Genomic DNA, 14,762 nt, shown 5'->3' with positions numbered 1-14,762 from the left:
CGGGTGGCACGAGTGAAAAAAGAATCGACGCGAAAGGATTTGGGATGAGTGAGCCGCAGCACCCGCAGCCGCACGACACAGACACGAATGAAGGCCATCCGGCGCCGGTCGCACGGGCGGTAGTGCAGCCCGTTGTGCAGTCGAACCTGGATTCGTTGGCGGCGGCTGGCGCGCGCTTGTCCCAGTTGCGTGAATCGAAGGGATGGTCGATCGAAGACGTGTCGGCTCGCCTCAAGGTGTCGGTCACCAAGTTGCGCGCGCTCGAGTCGGGCGACATCAGCCACTTGCCGGATACGACTTTCGCGCTCGGCGTGGTGCGTAGCTACGCGAAAATGCTCGGCGCCGATCCGACGCCGTTCACGCAGGCGCTGCGCCGCGAAACGGGCGTGCCGGCGCCGGATCTGTCGATGCCGGCGTCGTCGGGTAAGGATTTGCCGCGTGGCCGGGTGTCGCTCTCGCTTGGCGGCGGCGGGCAGAAAAGCCGTTCGTGGTTGTGGGGCGTTGCGGCGGTCGTCGTTGCGGTAATCGCGCTCGCTATGTGGCATACCAATGGCGGCGATTCGACCGCGTGGCTTGCGCGTCTGAAAGCGAGCGCGAACGGCGTCACGGGCGCCGCGACCGGCGCATCGGGCGCGGTGGCGCAGGGGCCGTCGGCGGCCGCCACGGCGGAAGAAGAAGCGTCGGCGCCGGAAGCGCCGGCCGCAGCGGAAAATGCAGCGTCGGCTACGCCGATGCCCGCGCCGCTGGCGACCGGCACGGCGCCGTCATCGGCGCCTGCGGTCACTTCAATGACGGCGGCGCCGAAGGCCGGCTCGCAGGCTCTGGCCGCGGCGGCGCCGGGCGCGAGCGCGCCAGCGGTCGTCGCGGGAGCTTCGGCGACAGCGACGACGCCTGCTGCAGGCGAGGCGATCGTCGCGCTGCGCGTGACCCAGGACAGCTGGTTTAGCGTGCGCGGCAAAGATGGCAAGGAAGTGTTTTCCGGCCTCGTGCACGCAGGCGATACGAAGGAAGTGACAGGCGAGGCGCCGTTCAAAATTACGCTCGGCAACAGAGCCGGTCTCGAGTCGCTGACGCTCGACGGCGAGCCGGTCGATCCGGCGAAATATTCGGCGGCCAAAGGGAATGTGGCGCGCTTCGCGCTGCCCTGACAGATACGGTATGCGCCGCGGCCAACCGGTCCGCGGCGCTTTTTCAATTCAGGCGCTACGTTTTGTGTAGCGCATGCGGCGTAAATGGGTTTTTCGATGCAATCCGAAGCTCAATCCCGATCCAATAGCAAGATCGTTTCTAACGAACCGGTGTTCGGCGGCCAAGCTGCGCGGCGCAAGTCGCACGCAGTCGACGTCCGTTGGGGCGGCCAGCTCGTCACCATCGGCGGCGACGCGCCGGTGCGTGTGCAGTCGATGACCAACACGGACACGGCGGACGCGATCGGCACCGCGATCCAGATCAAGGAACTGGCGCAAGCCGGCTCGGAACTGGTGCGTATCACGGTGAACACGCCGGAAGCGGCCGCGGCCGTACCGGCCGTGCGAGAGCAGCTCGACCGCATGGGCGTGTCCGTGCCGCTGGTCGGCGACTTCCACTACAACGGCCATCTGCTTCTGCGCGATTACCCCGCGTGCGCGGAGTCGCTGTCGAAGTATCGGATCAATCCGGGCAACGTTGGCCACGGCGCGAAGCGTGACACGCAGTTCGCGCAGATGATCGAAGCCGCGGTGAAGTACGACAAGCCGGTGCGCATTGGCGTCAACTGGGGCAGTCTCGATCAGGACCTGCTCGCGAAGATGATGGACGAAAACGCGTCGCGCGCCACGCCATGGGAAGCGCAAAGCGTGATGTACGAAGCGCTGATCCAGTCGGCGATCGGCTCGGCGGAACGCGCGGTCGAACTCGGTCTCGGGCGCGACAAGATTATTCTGTCGTGCAAGGTCAGCGGCGTGCAGGACTTGATCGCCGTGTACCGCGAACTTGCGCGCCGTTGCGAATTCGCGCTGCATCTCGGCTTGACCGAAGCGGGCATGGGTTCGAAGGGCATCGTTGCTTCGACCGCGGCGTTGTCCGTGCTGTTGCAGCAGGGCATCGGCGACACGATCCGTATCTCGCTCACGCCGGAGCCGGGCGCATCGCGCACCGGCGAGGTGATCGTTGGCCAGGAAATTCTGCAGACCATGGGCTTGCGTTCGTTCACGCCGATGGTGATCGCGTGCCCGGGTTGCGGTCGCACCACAAGCACGCTGTTCCAGGAACTGGCGTCGCAAATCCAGACCTATTTGCGCACGCAGATGCCGGTGTGGCGCGACCAGTATCCTGGCGTCGAAAAGATGCACGTCGCAGTGATGGGCTGCATCGTCAACGGTCCGGGCGAATCGAAGCAGGCCAACATCGGCATCAGCTTGCCGGGTTCGGGCGAAAACCCGGCCGCGCCGGTGTTCATCGACGGCGAGAAAGTGAAGACGCTGCGCGGCGAGAACATCGCGCACGAATTCCAGCAAATCGTGAGTGACTACGTCGAGCGCCGCTACGGCCGCGCTGAAGCACTCAACTAAACACCAGCTATCGAAGACAGATGACTGAACTGAAGAAAAAGCTCGAAAAGCTGTCCGGCGTGAAGGGCATGAACGACATCCTTCCGCAGGAAGCCGGGCTGTGGGAATTTTTTGAAACCACCGTCAAGTCGATGCTGCGTTCGTACGGATACCAGAATATTCGTACACCGATCGTTGAGCATACGCAGCTGTTCAAGCGCGGCATCGGCGAAGTGACCGACATCGTCGAGAAAGAGATGTACAGCTTCACCGACGCATTGAATGGTGAAAATCTGACGATGCGTCCGGAGAACACGGCGGCGGTCGTGCGCGCGGCGATCGAACACAACATGCTGTACGACGGTCCGAAGCGTTTGTGGTACGTCGGTCCGATGTTCCGTCACGAGCGTCCGCAACGCGGCCGCTATCGCCAGTTCCATCAGGTCGGTGTGGAAGCGCTGGGCTTCGCGGGCCCGGATGCCGACGCTGAAATCATCATGATGTGCCAGCGGCTGTGGGACGACCTCGGCCTGATGGGTATCAAGCTCGAAATCAATTCGCTTGGTGTCGCGGCAGAACGCGCGGCCCATCGTGTCGAACTGATCGCGTACCTCGAAAAGCACGTCGACGTGCTCGACGAAGAAGCGAAACGCCGTCTCTACACGAACCCGCTGCGCGTGCTGGACACGAAAAATCCGGCCATGCAGGAAGTCGCGCAGAACGCGCCGAAGCTGATCGATTTTCTCGGTGACGAGTCGCGCACGCACTTCGAAGGTTTGCAGCGCATCCTGAAGGCGAACAACGTTCCGTTCACGATCAACCCGCGTCTCGTGCGCGGTCTTGATTACTACAATCTGACCGTGTTCGAGTGGGTGACCGACAAGCTCGGCGCGCAAGGCACGGTGGCGGCGGGCGGCCGTTACGATCCGCTGATCGAGCAGCTCGGCGGCAAGCCGACGGCAGCCTGCGGCTGGGCGATGGGCGTGGAGCGCATTCTCGAATTGCTGAAGGAAGAAGATCTCGTGCCCGAGGCCGAAGGGTGCGACGTGTACGTGGTCCATCAGGGTGACGCCGCGCGCGAGCAGGCCTTCATTATCGCGGAACGTCTGCGCGATACAGGCCTCGACGTGATCCTGCATTGCAGCGCCGACGGTCAGACGGCCAGCTTCAAATCGCAGATGAAGCGCGCCGATGCGAGCGGTGCGGCGTTCGCGGTGGTGCTCGGCGAAGACGAAATCGCCAACGGCACGGTCGGTGTCAAACCGCTGCGCGATACAAACGCTAACGGCGGTAAAAACGAGCAACACAACGTGCCCGCCGAAGACTTGACCGAATTTCTAATCAATGCGATGGTTGCAACCGCCGAAGACGGCGACGACTGATCGCGATGTCGTCGGGCCGATTGGCTCGACACGCACACGAATCAAGAAAGAGGAAATCGCCGGGCAATGAGTTACCACGACGAACAAGAATCGATTGAAAGTCTGAAGGCATGGTGGACGCAGTGGGGCAATGCAACCACTTGGATCGTGCTGGTGGCGCTGGTTGCAGCAGCCGGGTGGAACGGCTGGAATTTTTGGCAACGGCGTCAGGCGGCGGAAGCCGCGGTGCTGTATGACCAGGTGCAGCAAGCCGTGGCATCGGGCGACAAGGCCCGGATCACGCGCGCCGCCACTGACATGGAAGACAAGTTCAGCCGCACCGCGTATGCGCAGATGAGCGCGCTGGGCGCAGCCAAGGCTCTCTACGCAGCAGGCGACGAAGCCGGTGCGAAGGCCCAGTTGCAATGGATCATCGATCACGCGAAAGACGACGAGTTCAAGCAGATCGCCAAGCTGCGCATGGCGTCGCTGCTGCTCGACGAGAAGGCTTATGACCAGGGCCTCGCATTGCTCGCCGAGCCGCAATCCGACGCGTTCAAGGGCGTCGTGGCGAACCGCCGCGGCGACCTGCTCGCCGCTCAGGGCAAGCGCGACGATGCGCGCACGGCCTACAAACTCGCGCTCGACTCGCTGTCGAAAAACGACAGCTCGGCACGCCAGTTGATTCAGTTCAAGCTGGACGCGCTGGGCGGCTGATCGCCACACGCAGTGCGCCGCACGAACGACCAACCGGTCTCCTTTAATTAATTTCCTGAATGCTTCGTCCACCGATGAATCTGCTGAAACGTTACGCCGTGCCCGTTATCTGTGCGATGACCGTCCTCACGATGGCGGCTTGCTCATCCACGAAAGACGAGCGCCGTGTGCCGACGCCGCTCACCGAGTTCAAACCCGTGCTCGACGTGCAGCAGGCCTGGACGGCGAGCGTGGGCAAGGCGGGCCGTTACCTGTTCGCGCCGATCGCTGTCGGTAACGCGGTGTTCGCCGCAGGTGCGAACGGTTCGGTTGCGAAGATCGACGCGCAAACCGGCAAGGACATCTGGCGCGTCAAGCTGCGTGACGATCTGTCGGCGGGTGTCGGCAGCGACGGCACGCTCACGGCGGTCGGCGGTCTGAAGGGCGACGTCTACGTGCTCGGCGCGGACGGCAAACAGTTGTGGACCGCCAAGGCGCCGGGTGAAATCATTTCGCCGCCGCTGGTTGGCAACGGTCTCGTGGTGGTGCGCACGGTCGACGGCCAGCTCGTCGCTTTCAATGCGCAAACCGGCGAGCAGAAGTGGAACTACCGCAACCGCGCAGTGCCGCTCAATCTGCGGGTGTCGTCGGGCATGACCTTCGCGGGCGACGCGGCCGTGCTGGCCGGTTTCCCGGGCGGTTCGTTCGCCGCGATCAACCTGCAAACCGGCGACGCCTACTGGCAGACCCCGGTGTCGTATCCGAAGGGTGTGACGGAGGTGGAGCGTATCAACGACGTGACCGGTCCGCCCACGCTGGTCGGTTCGCAAACCTGCGCGGTGACGTTCCAGGGCCAGATTGGCTGTTTCGATGCGAACTCGGGCCGCGTGGTGTGGGAAAAGGCGTTCTCGAGCACGAGCGGCCTCGCACAGGATGACCGCACCGTGGTGGCGGCGGACGACTGGTCGGTGGCGTCGGCGTTCGACGTCAATACCGGCGCGGTGCTGTGGAAGAACGACCAGCTGAAGAACCGCGATCTGAGCGTGCCGTTCCTGCTGGGCCGCGCTGCGGTGTTTGGCGACTATCAGGGCTACGTGCACTTCCTGTCGGCTGCCGACGGCACGCTCGTCGCCCGCGTGAAGACCGACGGCAGCGCGATTACCGCGGCGCCGGTGCTGGCCGGCGAGACGCTGGTCGTGCAGACGCGCGACGGCGGCCTGTACGGCTATCGCCCGCGCTGATTGCGCGAGGCTCGCCGTCGTCTGGCGCGCAGGCCGGCTTCGCCGGCCGCGCGCGTTTCAGTCGAGCTGGTTTTGATTGTTTTTGATTGTTGTCGTATCGCAAAGCAAGTCGAAGAATTTTGCCGGAGTGGGTGGTCCGGCAAGTTGGATCAGACAGGGCACGTGTAAGCCTCGTGCCCTTGGTGGCTGCTTGCGGCACCACCTGTCGGCGGTCTCGCAGATCCATCGCCCGCGAACGGGCGTGCGGGCCGTCGAGCAAGAAAGACTGAATCTGGCGGCCCATTGGCGCTGCCCATACAGCCAAATCCCCGTCCGCCCGAATGTGCATATTGCCCGCACATCCGGGGCTGGTCGAATTCGTGATAATTTTCGTCAAACGCTGCCGTGTGGCGGCCGCATGGCGTCGCTACGCGAGCGGTCGATTTCGATCCCGCGTTTCACCGTGAACAACATCTGATGAAACCCGTTATTGCCCTCGTCGGGCGCCCCAATGTGGGGAAATCCACGCTGTTCAACCGCCTCACGCGCTCGCGTGACGCGCTGGTTGCCGACCTGCCCGGCCTGACCCGCGATCGCCATTACGGCGAAGGGCGCACGGGCGAGCGGCCGTATCTGGTCGTCGATACCGGCGGCTTCGAACCGGTCGCGAAAGACGGCATCCTGCACGAGATGGCGCGTCAAACCCGCCAGGCGGTAGAAGAATCCGACATCGTCGTGTTCATCGTCGACGGCCGCAACGGTCTTGCGCCGCAGGACAAGTCGATTGCCGACTATCTGCGCAAGGTCGGCCGGCCGATCTTCCTCGTCGTCAACAAGGCCGAGGGGATGAAGTACACGACTGTCGCCGCCGACTTCTACGAACTCGGTCTCGGCGACCCGCGCGCGATTTCGGCCGCGCATGGTGACGGCGTCACGGAAATGATCGACGAGGCGCTCGGCGTCGCGTACGCCGGCCAGCCGGAAGAAAGCGACGACGAGAAAGCGGCGCGTGGCGTGAAGATCGCGATCGTCGGCCGTCCGAACGTCGGCAAGTCGACGCTGATCAACGCGCTGGTGGGCGAAGAGCGCGTGATCGCGTTCGACATGCCAGGCACGACGCGTGATTCGATCTACGTCGACTTCGAGCGCCAGGGCAAGCCGTACACGCTGATCGACACGGCCGGCCTGCGCCGCCGCGGCAAGGTGTTCGAAGCGATCGAGAAATTCTCGGTGGTGAAGACGCTGCAATCGATCTCGGATGCGAACGTCGTGATCCTGCTGCTCGACGCGCGCCAGGACATCTCCGAACAGGACGCGCACATTGCCGGCTTCGTCGTGGAGCAGGGCCGCGCGCTGGTGGTGGGCGTGAACAAGTGGGACGGTCTTGATCCACATGTGCGCGAGCGCACCAAAGCGGACCTCGAGCGCAAACTAAAATTTCTCGACTTCGCGAAATTCCATTTCATTTCCGCCGCGGAGAAAACCGGTATTGGTCCGCTGATGCGTTCGGTCGACGATGCGTATAGCGCGGCGATGGCCAAGCTGCCGACGCCGAAGCTCACGCGCGCGCTGATCGATGCGGTTGAATTCCAGCAGCCGCGCCGTCGTGGTCCGGTGCGGCCGAAACTGCGTTACGCGCACCAGGGCGGACAGAATCCGCCGATCATCGTGATTCACGGCAACGCACTCGACGCGATCACCGAAACGTATAAACGCTACCTCGAAAACCGCTTCAGGGAAACTTTCAAGCTGACTGGGACTCCATTGCGAATAGAGTTCAGATCATCGACGAACCCTTACGCGGACAAAGGCTGAAACCCGCGTGCGTGTTGGGTTTGGGCGCAGGACCCCGGCTCTCGCGCAAAAACGAAAATCGGCTATAGTGTAGCGGTTGACGGCTGATCTCTTTTTCCTCACCGTCAATTCAGTCAACCTGCAAAAAAATACGGAGTTTGCTATGAGCAACAAAGGGCAATTGTTACAAGACCCGTTTTTGAACGCACTGCGTAAAGAGCATGTGCCGGTGTCGATCTACCTGGTCAACGGCATCAAGCTTCAAGGGAACATCGAATCGTTCGACCAGTACGTCGTGTTGCTCCGGAATACGGTCACCCAGATGGTCTACAAGCACGCAATCTCGACGGTCGTGCCAGCCCGCCCGGTGAATTTCCACCCGGATTCCGAACAGTCCTAACCCCCGTCGCGGCCGGCGTAGCGTCGCCCGTTGGCGATTACTCCCGGCCGCCTCATTTTGATACCCTCCAATTTGATCAATGCAGCGCTTGTCGGCATCGACTTCGGTAAGATCGATTTCGAAGCCAGTCTCGAAGAACTCAGCCTGCTCGCGCAAAGCGCGGGCGCGAATCCCCTAGTCACCCTCACAGGACGCCGCTCCAGTCCCGACGCGAAGATGTTCGTCGGCAGCGGCAAGGCCGAAGAATTGCGTCTTGCCTGTGAGGCGAACGACATCGAACTCGTCATCTTCAATCACGCTCTGGCACCTGCGCAGCAGCGCAATCTGGAGCAGGCGCTTAATCGGCGCGTGGTCGATCGCACGAGTCTCATCCTCGATATTTTTGCGCAACGCGCCCGCAGCCACGAAGGCAAGCTGCAGGTGGAACTCGCGCAGCTGCAATATCTGTCGACCCGGCTGATTCGCGCGTGGACCCACCTCGAACGCCAGAAAGGCGGCATCGGTTTGCGCGGCCCCGGCGAAACGCAGCTCGAAACCGACCGCCGTCTGATCGGCGAGCGCATCAAGGCGCTCAAGACGCGGCTCGAAAAACTGCGCCGTCAGCACGGCACGCAGCGCCGCGCGCGCAGCCGCAACCAGACGATGTCGGTATCGCTCGTCGGCTACACGAACGCGGGCAAGTCCACGCTCTTCAACGCGCTCACGAAAGCTCAGGCGTATGCCGCCGACCAGCTGTTCGCGACGCTCGACACGACCTCGCGGCGTGTCTACCTCGGCGACGAAGCGGGGCAGGTGGTGGTGTCCGACACGGTCGGCTTCATTCGCGAATTGCCTCACCAGCTGGTCGCGGCGTTTCGCGCCACGCTCGAAGAAACCATTCATGCCGACCTGCTCCTGCATGTTGTCGATGCGTCGAGCGCGGTGCGCCTCGACCAGATCGATCAGGTGAACGAGGTATTGCACGCGATCGGCGCGGACACGATCCGCCAGGTGCTGGTGTTCAACAAGATCGATGCGGTGCCGGAGTTGGCGGCCCGTGGCGACGCGGTCGAGCGGGATGAATATGGTAATATTTCGCGCGTCTTTTTGAGCGCGCGCACCGGGCAAGGACTGGATGCGTTGCGTGCTGCCATCGCTGAAATCGCTACTGCTGAACCGCTTGCCGATACGTTGATCGATCGGTCGGAAGAAGGCCGGTCGGCAGCACCACGCGACGACCGCAAGGTTCCAGAACTCGGGCACTGACCCGTTCCAATTGCACTGACCCGCTGTCTACTCTGGTGAACGAACACAGGTGAACGATTACAACGAGCGGAGTATCTGGCTGCGCATGCGAGCCTTGCTTTCACTGAACGATCCGCGCTGGGGCCGGGGAGACGGCAACGGTGACCGGCAACGGCCCAACGATCCCAAGCGTCCGCCGAAGGACGGCGAAGGTCCGCCCGATCTCGACGAGATGTGGCGTGATTTCAACCGCCGCTTGAGCCGGATTTTGGGCCGCAAGGGCGGTGGTGCGGGTGGCGGCCGTCCGGACAACGGACGTGGCGCGCGCATCGGCGTGGGCATCGTGATCGGCGTGCTGATCGCGATCTATCTCGGCAGCGGCGTGTTCGTCGTTCAGGATGGCCAGGCCGCGGTCGTCATGCAGTTCGGCAAGTATCGCTACACCGCCGGGCAGGGCGTGCACTGGCGCCTGCCGTATCCGTTCGAAGCACATGAGTTCGTCAATATCGGCCAGGTCCGCCAGGTGGAGATCGGCCGCAACAACGTGGTGCGTCCGGCGAACGTGAAGGACGCGTCGATGCTGACGCACGACGGCGATATCGTCGACGTTCGCTTCGCGGTGCAATATCAGGTGCGCAAGCCCACCGATTACCTGTTCCGCAGCGGTGACCCCGACCAGAGCGTGACGCGTGCTGCGCAGGCGGCCGTGCGCGGCATCGTCGGCGCGCGCAGCACGAACGAAGTCCTCGATCAGGATCGCGAAACAATGCGCCAGCAACTGGTGGCGGCGATCCAGCAATCCCTCGATCAATACGAATCCGGCCTTGCCGTGACAGGTGTGACGATCCAGAGCGTGCAGATGCCCGACCAGGTGCAGGCCGCGTTCGACGACGCCGCCAAGGTGCGCCAGGAAAACGAGCGCGCGAAGCGCGATGCGCAGGCCTATGCGGCGGATCTGTTGCCACGTGCGCAAGCCGACGTGGCGCGCCAAATACAAGAAGCGAAGACCTACAGCGAAAAGACGGTGGCGCAGGCGCAAGGCGAAGCCGACCGCTTCAAGCAGGTGTTCGCGCAGTATTCGAAAGCGCCCGCCGTGATCCGCACGCGCATGTACATGGAAACCATGCAGCAGATCTACTCGACTACGACCAAGGTGTTTGTGGACAGCAAGAACGGCAACAACGTGTTGTATCTGCCGCTCGACAAGCTGGCCGAGCAGGCCCGCCAGCGCGTCGCCGACGCGGCTGCGGCCACGCCGGGCGCCACGGCTGCCGGTGCGCCGCAAGCGGCAAGCGCCGTGGCACCGTCGGGCGCTTCCGCCCCGGTCGCGGGAACGGCATCGGCTCCCGCCGCGAGCGATGTGCCCGCCAGCGAGCCGAGAGCCAGCGGCGCCTCGATGCGTTCACGCGAAGCCTTCCGCAATCGCATGCGCGAAGACGACGTTCAATAAGGAGCGCACAACATGAACAAGATCATTGCGCTCGTCGTGGCTGTCGTCATCGTGCTGTTCGCGGCTTCGTCGATGGTGTTCGTCGTCGATCAGCGGCACATGGCCGTGTTGTCGTCGCGAGGCGATACGCCGCCCACGTTGCTCGGCCCGGGTCTGCACGTCAAATTGCCGCCGCCTCTGCAAACGGTCACGCTGGTCGACAACCGCATCCAGTCGCTGGACGCACCGGACGAAGACCGCTTCGCCACGTCGGATAAGACCGAGCTGCTGGTCAACCCGGTCATCAGGTTCCGCGTCACCGATCCGCTCAAGCTGCTCGCCCAAACCAAGGGTGATGTGCAGAGCCTGCCGGAGCGGCTCGCGTTGCTGTCGCGCGCAGCGCTCGGTGATGCGTTCGGCCAGTTCACGCTGGCCGACGCGCTCGCCAAACAGCAAAGCGTCGCCGACCAAGCACGCGGCGCGCTCGACAAGGGCGCGGCCTCACTGGGCGTGTCGGTAGTCGACGTGCAACTGACGCGCGTCGATTTCCCGGCGGAGATGACCGATTCGGTCTTCAAACGGATGATCGCCGCCCGCGAGCAGATCGCCGCCGACGAGCGCGCAAAGGGCGCGGCCGAGGCCAACCGGATCAAGGCGGACGCGCTCGCGCAGCAGCAGGCGGTGCTCGCCGACGGCTACGGCCAGGCGCAGACCATCCGCGGCGAAGGCGATGCGAAGGCAGCGGAAATCGCCGCCGAAGCATTCGGCAAGGATCCGCAGTTCTACCAGTTTTATCTGAGCATGCAGGCATACAAGAAGACCTTTAAGCCGGGCGATCTGATCGTGGTCGATCCGAACAACGAGTTCTTCCGCTTCATGCGTAGTCCGACCGGTGGCGTTACGCCGGACGCTCCCGCGGCCTCGCGCAAACACTGATAACCGGAAGGCCGTGGCATTCGTATCGCGGCCCGTTGAATTCGCATGGATATAGCCGGCTCGTTACTGCTCGCGATCGCGTTGATGCTGATTATCGAGGGGATGTTCCCCTTCGTTTTTCCGGCCGCCTGGCGGGACACGTTCCGTAAAATAGCGGAACGGCCTGCGCATCAGATTCGCGTGGGTGGTCTGATCGTGATGCTGCTCGGGCTGATCCTGCTGTTTATCGTGACCTGACGGGCGACGTCGGCGAGTGGGCGGCACGTGGTGCTTGCCCGATTGCTCGCAAGGGCCAAGGGCACGGTTTGGGTGCGGTGGGCGCTGTAACGTACGCCGATATCCACTTGAAGCGCTGTCGGCGGACCACGCCGACGTCCGCGATAGTCGCCAGAATCCAGCCGTAGCCCGCCATTCTCACACTCACTTACCGGCGCTTCAGCCGCCGTGTTCAACGTCGTAGGACTGTATCGATGTCGACCTGGTTACTTCCCGAGAATATTGCCGACGTGCTGCCGTCGGAAGCGCGCAAGATCGAAGAGTTGCGGCGCCATTTGCTGGACCGTTTCCGTTCGTACGGCTACGAGATGGTGATGCCGCCGCTGCTCGAATACCTCGAGTCGCTGCTCACCAGCGGCGGCCATGATCTGAATCTGCGCACCTTCAAACTCGTCGACCAATTGTCCGGCCGCACGCTCGGCCTGCGCGCCGACATCACGCCGCAGGTTGCGCGTATCGATGCGCATCTGCTGAACCGTCAGGGCGTCACGCGTCTTTGCTACGCGGGCAATGTCGCTCATACGCGGCCGCGCGGCCTGCACGCGACGCGCGAGCAGATTCAGATCGGCGCGGAAATCTACGGTCACGCCGGCCTCGAAGCGGATCTGGAGATCCAGCAACTGATGCTCGACGCGCTGCGTCTTGCGGGGCTCGCCAAAGTACGCCTCGATCTGTGTCACGCGGGCGTGCTCGCAGCCTTGATCGAAGCCGAGCCGGCCGGCGCCGACCTCGGGCAGTCGCTGTACGACGCGCTGGCGGGCAAGGACGTACCGCGCCTCGTCGAACTGACGGCGGGGCTCACGCCGGTCATTCGCGACGCGTTGCGCGCGCTGCCGACGCTGTACGGGGACGCCTCGATGCTGGACGAAGCCCGGGCGCGCTTGCCCAACGCACCGGCGATCGCCAGCGCGCTCGACGACCTCGCGTTCCTCGCGAGCCAGGTGGACGGCGCCGAAGTGATGATCGATCTCGCCGACCTGCGTGGCTACGCCTACCACAGCGGCGTGATGTTCTCCGCCTACGTCGACGGCGTGCCGAACGCGGTGGCGCGCGGCGGCCGCTACGACCACGTCGGCCAGGCCTATGGGCGGGCTCGTGCGGCAACCGGTTTTTCGCTCGATCTGCGTGAAGTGGCGCGCATCTCGCCGGTCGAAGCGCGCAGCAGCGCAATTCTCGCGCCGTGGCAGCACGACGACGCGTTGCGCGTGAGCGTCGCCGCGTTGCGCGATGCCGGTGAAGTGGTGATCCAGGCGCTGCCTGGTCACGAGCACAATCTGGATGAATTTGCGTTCGACCGCGTGTTGGTCGAGCGCAACGGTGCATGGGTCGTCGAACCGCGTGCCTGAGCGCGTTCCGGCTGATTGCTTGAGGGGCCTATCCCCGGCACCGCTAAGACAGCGGCGAAAGTGCCGCGGACCCCGGCGCGACGAACCGCCGCGCCGGCCTTCCTATACCCAACATAACGTGCATACCGTTGAGCGGAAACGGAAAAATTCGGAAGGTTCCGCGAACCTAGGTAGAATACGTTTTTAACCAGCTTACGAAACAACATGTCTGCCAGCGCAGTGAATGTGAACCCCGGGCGTAACGTCGTCGTCGTGGGAACCCAGTGGGGTGATGAGGGCAAGGGCAAGATCGTCGACTGGCTGACGGACCACGCCCAAGGCGTCGTTCGCTTCCAGGGCGGTCACAATGCCGGTCACACGCTCATCATCGGCGGCAAGAAAACCATCTTGCGCCTGATTCCGTCGGGCATCATGCATCCGGGCGTCGCGTGCTATATCGGCAATGGCGTCGTGTTGTCGCCGGAAGCGCTGTTCAAGGAAATCGGCGAACTCGAAGCCGCCGGCGTCGATGTCCAGAACCGCCTGTTCATTTCCGAAGCCACCACGCTGATCCTGCCGTATCACATCGCCATCGACCAAGGCCGCGAAGCGCGCCGTGGCGCAGGCAAGATCGGCACGACCGGCCGCGGCATCGGACCGGCCTACGAAGACAAGGTGGCGCGCCGCGGCTTGCGCGTGCAGGACCTGTTCGACCCGGCAACGTTCGCCGAACGTCTGCGCGAAAACCTCGACTATCACAACTTCGTGCTCACGCAATATCTGGGTGTCGCCGCTGTCGACTTCCAGCAAACGCTCGACACGATGCTGAGCTACGCCGACCGCCTGAAGCCGATGGTCACGGATGTCTCGCGTCGTCTGTACGACGCGAATGCCGCCGGCAGCAATCTGCTGTTCGAAGGCGCGCAAGGCACGCTGCTCGACATCGATCACGGCACCTATCCGTTCGTCACGTCGAGCAACTGCGTGGCAGGTGCGGCGACCGCGGGCGCGGGCGTCGGTCCGCAAAAGCTGAACTACATTCTCGGCATCACCAAGGCGTACTGCACGCGCGTCGGTTCGGGCCCGTTCCCGAGCGAACTGTACGACGCTGACAACGCTGCGCGTCAGGAGGCCATTGGCCTCGAACTGGCCACCGTCGGCAAGGAATTCGGCTCGGTCACCGGCCGTCCGCGCCGCACCGGCTGGCTCGACGTCGCCGCGCTGCGTCGCTCGATCCAGATCAACGGCGTGTCGGGTCTGTGCATGACCAAGCTCGACGTGCTCGATGGCCTCGACGAAGTGAAGCTGTGCGTCGGCTACACGGTCGACGGCAAGAATGTCGATCTGCTGCCGCGTGGCTCGTCGGAAGTCGCGCGCTGCGTGCCGGTGTACGAAACCTTCGCGGGCTGGAAGGAAAGCACCGTCGGCATCAAGGAATGGGACAAGCTGCCGGCCAACGCGCGTGCGTATCTGTCGCGTGTGCAGGAAGTCGCAGGTATTCCGATCGACATGGTGTCGACCGGCCCGGATCGCGACGAGACCATTCTGCTGCGTCATCCGTTCAAGGTTTAAG

General features: G+C 63.5%; 13 protein-coding genes. All 13 read left to right on the top strand.

Annotated elements, in window-relative coordinates; all coding sequences use genetic code 11:
* Positions 1 to 44: 44 nt before the first annotated feature.
* Positions 45 to 1,148, top strand: coding sequence for a helix-turn-helix domain-containing protein (locus HV770_RS15465; protein ID WP_175160873.1), 1,104 nt, complete (start codon positions 45 to 47; stop codon positions 1,146 to 1,148).
* An 84-nt stretch (positions 1,149 to 1,232) separates the two neighbouring features.
* Positions 1,233 to 2,549 carry a flavodoxin-dependent (E)-4-hydroxy-3-methylbut-2-enyl-diphosphate synthase gene (ispG, locus tag HV770_RS15460; protein WP_175160871.1) on the top strand — a complete coding sequence of 439 codons (1,317 nt, stop codon included), beginning with the start codon at positions 1,233 to 1,235 and terminating at the stop codon, positions 2,547 to 2,549.
* A gap of 20 nt (positions 2,550 to 2,569) precedes the next feature.
* Entirely contained in the window at positions 2,570 to 3,910 is a 1,341-nt protein-coding gene (gene hisS / locus HV770_RS15455) for a histidine--tRNA ligase (protein WP_175160869.1), read from the top strand.
* Between the two features lie 66 nt (positions 3,911 to 3,976).
* Positions 3,977 to 4,606 carry a YfgM family protein gene (locus tag HV770_RS15450; protein WP_175160867.1) on the top strand — a complete coding sequence of 210 codons (630 nt, stop codon included), beginning with the start codon at positions 3,977 to 3,979 and terminating at the stop codon, positions 4,604 to 4,606.
* 74 nt (positions 4,607 to 4,680) lie between these two features.
* Complete coding sequence (bamB, locus tag HV770_RS15445; protein WP_175160865.1) at positions 4,681 to 5,826, top strand: outer membrane protein assembly factor BamB; 1,146 nt, start codon at positions 4,681 to 4,683, stop codon at positions 5,824 to 5,826.
* A gap of 456 nt (positions 5,827 to 6,282) precedes the next feature.
* Positions 6,283 to 7,620, top strand: a complete 1,338-nt coding sequence (gene der, locus HV770_RS15440) for a ribosome biogenesis GTPase Der (RefSeq protein WP_175160863.1) — start codon at positions 6,283 to 6,285, stop codon at positions 7,618 to 7,620.
* 142 nt (positions 7,621 to 7,762) lie between these two features.
* Positions 7,763 to 7,999 (top strand): RNA chaperone Hfq, encoded by a 237-nt coding sequence (gene hfq, locus HV770_RS15435; protein ID WP_006051315.1) that lies wholly within the window; start codon positions 7,763 to 7,765, stop codon positions 7,997 to 7,999.
* 57 nt (positions 8,000 to 8,056) lie between these two features.
* A complete protein-coding gene (gene hflX, locus HV770_RS15430) occupies positions 8,057 to 9,244 on the top strand; it encodes a GTPase HflX (protein WP_175160861.1) in 1,188 nt (395 codons plus the stop codon).
* Between the two features lie 49 nt (positions 9,245 to 9,293).
* The gene (gene hflK, locus HV770_RS15425; RefSeq protein WP_175160859.1) at positions 9,294 to 10,673 is read left to right on the top strand and encodes an FtsH protease activity modulator HflK; all 1,380 of its coding nucleotides are present in this window, start codon (positions 9,294 to 9,296) and stop codon (positions 10,671 to 10,673) included.
* Between the two features lie 12 nt (positions 10,674 to 10,685).
* Positions 10,686 to 11,588 (top strand): protease modulator HflC, encoded by a 903-nt coding sequence (gene hflC, locus HV770_RS15420; protein ID WP_175160857.1) that lies wholly within the window; start codon positions 10,686 to 10,688, stop codon positions 11,586 to 11,588.
* A 45-nt stretch (positions 11,589 to 11,633) separates the two neighbouring features.
* A complete protein-coding gene (locus tag HV770_RS15415) occupies positions 11,634 to 11,825 on the top strand; it encodes a DUF2065 domain-containing protein (RefSeq protein ID WP_121317405.1) in 192 nt (63 codons plus the stop codon).
* A gap of 233 nt (positions 11,826 to 12,058) precedes the next feature.
* Complete coding sequence (locus tag HV770_RS15410; RefSeq protein ID WP_175160855.1) at positions 12,059 to 13,210, top strand: ATP phosphoribosyltransferase regulatory subunit; 1,152 nt, start codon at positions 12,059 to 12,061, stop codon at positions 13,208 to 13,210.
* Positions 13,211 to 13,414: 204 nt separating this feature from the next.
* Complete coding sequence (locus HV770_RS15405; RefSeq protein WP_175160853.1) at positions 13,415 to 14,761, top strand: adenylosuccinate synthase; 1,347 nt, start codon at positions 13,415 to 13,417, stop codon at positions 14,759 to 14,761.
* Position 14,762: the final 1 nt, after the last annotated feature.

The sequence above is a fragment of the Paraburkholderia fynbosensis genome (assembly GCF_902859935.1).
Lineage (GTDB): Bacteria > Pseudomonadota > Gammaproteobacteria > Burkholderiales > Burkholderiaceae > Paraburkholderia > Paraburkholderia fynbosensis.
Note: the sequence above shows the minus strand (reverse complement) of the source record. Positions and strands in the feature narration are given on the sequence as shown.

Bases quoted from the DNA above. Each gene is read 5' to 3' on its own strand.
- HV770_RS15465 (WP_175160873.1), top strand. From the start codon at position 45: ATGAGTGAGCCGCAGCACCCGCAGCCGCACGACACAGACACGAATGAA.
- ispG (WP_175160871.1), top strand. From the start codon at position 1,233: ATGGGTTTTTCGATGCAATCCGAAGCTCAATCCCGATCCAATAGCAAG.
- hisS (WP_175160869.1), top strand. From the start codon at position 2,570: ATGACTGAACTGAAGAAAAAGCTCGAAAAGCTGTCCGGCGTGAAGGGC.
- HV770_RS15450 (WP_175160867.1), top strand. From the start codon at position 3,977: ATGAGTTACCACGACGAACAAGAATCGATTGAAAGTCTGAAGGCATGG.
- bamB (WP_175160865.1), top strand. From the start codon at position 4,681: ATGAATCTGCTGAAACGTTACGCCGTGCCCGTTATCTGTGCGATGACC.
- der (WP_175160863.1), top strand. From the start codon at position 6,283: ATGAAACCCGTTATTGCCCTCGTCGGGCGCCCCAATGTGGGGAAATCC.
- hfq (WP_006051315.1), top strand. From the start codon at position 7,763: ATGAGCAACAAAGGGCAATTGTTACAAGACCCGTTTTTGAACGCACTG.
- hflC (WP_175160857.1), top strand. From the start codon at position 10,686: ATGAACAAGATCATTGCGCTCGTCGTGGCTGTCGTCATCGTGCTGTTC.
- HV770_RS15415 (WP_121317405.1), top strand. From the start codon at position 11,634: ATGGATATAGCCGGCTCGTTACTGCTCGCGATCGCGTTGATGCTGATT.
- HV770_RS15410 (WP_175160855.1), top strand. From the start codon at position 12,059: ATGTCGACCTGGTTACTTCCCGAGAATATTGCCGACGTGCTGCCGTCG.
- HV770_RS15405 (WP_175160853.1), top strand. From the start codon at position 13,415: ATGTCTGCCAGCGCAGTGAATGTGAACCCCGGGCGTAACGTCGTCGTC.